Source organism: Mesorhizobium abyssinicae (assembly GCF_049887195.1).
Classification (GTDB): Bacteria; Pseudomonadota; Alphaproteobacteria; order Rhizobiales; family Rhizobiaceae; genus Mesorhizobium; species Mesorhizobium abyssinicae.
On record NZ_JARAKC010000139.1, the window covers coordinates 1 to 365 of the forward strand.

Genomic DNA, 365 nt, shown 5'->3' on the forward strand with positions numbered 1-365 from the left:
CGTACGAGGCGGCGCCATCTTGTCATCCAGCCGAAGGTCCGCTCGACGACCCAGCGGCGGGGCAGGATCTGGAAGCCCTTCTGGTCGTCGGATCGACGGATGATCTCGACCACGAAGTCGAGATAGGTGGCTTTGTCCATGAGCTTCAGCCGGTCATAGGCGCCGTCGGCGAACAGATGCTTCACCCAGGGCCAGCGCTTGCGGATACCATCCAGGATCGCCTGAGCGCCGGCACTGTGGAGATATCGGCGGTGGTGAGGTTGACCATCAACAGCCGTCCATCCGTATCGACGGCAATGTGTCGCTTGCGGCCGACAATCTTCTTGCCGGCGTCGTGACCCCTTGTTTCAGCTTGCGGAGCCTTG

At 61.9% G+C, this 365-nt stretch carries 1 pseudogene; it reads right to left on the reverse strand.

Features of this window, described 5'->3' with window-relative positions:
* Nucleotides 1–319 (reverse strand): annotated as a pseudogene (locus PU724_RS33990) (transposase); the annotation flags it as partial.
* Nucleotides 320–365: the final 46 nt, after the last annotated feature.